Raw genomic sequence first — 257 nt, 5'->3', positions numbered from 1 at the left:
GGGCGGGGTGACCTCCACGCCGGGCGGCGCAACGTCGGCCAACCCGCTGGCACCGATTACCGGCGCACTGGGCGGCGCCGCCGGGGGCGGCACGACGGCTGGGGGTGCGACTGCGCCTGTCGGCTCGCTTGTCACCACCGTCGGCACGTCGCTGACGTCCACCGGGGCGGCAACGCCGCTTGCGCCCGTCACGGGCGCTGTGGGTGGCGCACTGACCACAGTAGGCGGCGCGTTGCACCACTGAGCGGATGCAACAT

At 74.3% G+C, this 257-nt stretch carries 1 pseudogene; it reads left to right on the top strand.

Annotated elements, in window-relative coordinates:
- Positions 1–244: pseudogene (locus GN208_RS17990) on the top strand (hypothetical protein); the annotation flags it as partial.
- Between the last annotated feature and the right edge of the window lie 13 nt (positions 245–257).

It is taken from the genome of Morganella sp. HSTU-ASny43 (assembly GCF_022819185.1).
In the GTDB taxonomy this organism is placed as follows: domain Bacteria; phylum Pseudomonadota; class Gammaproteobacteria; order Enterobacterales; family Enterobacteriaceae; genus Morganella; species Morganella morganii.
The sequence above is the reverse complement of the archived record's forward strand: the minus strand, read 5'-3'. Positions and strand labels throughout refer to the sequence as shown.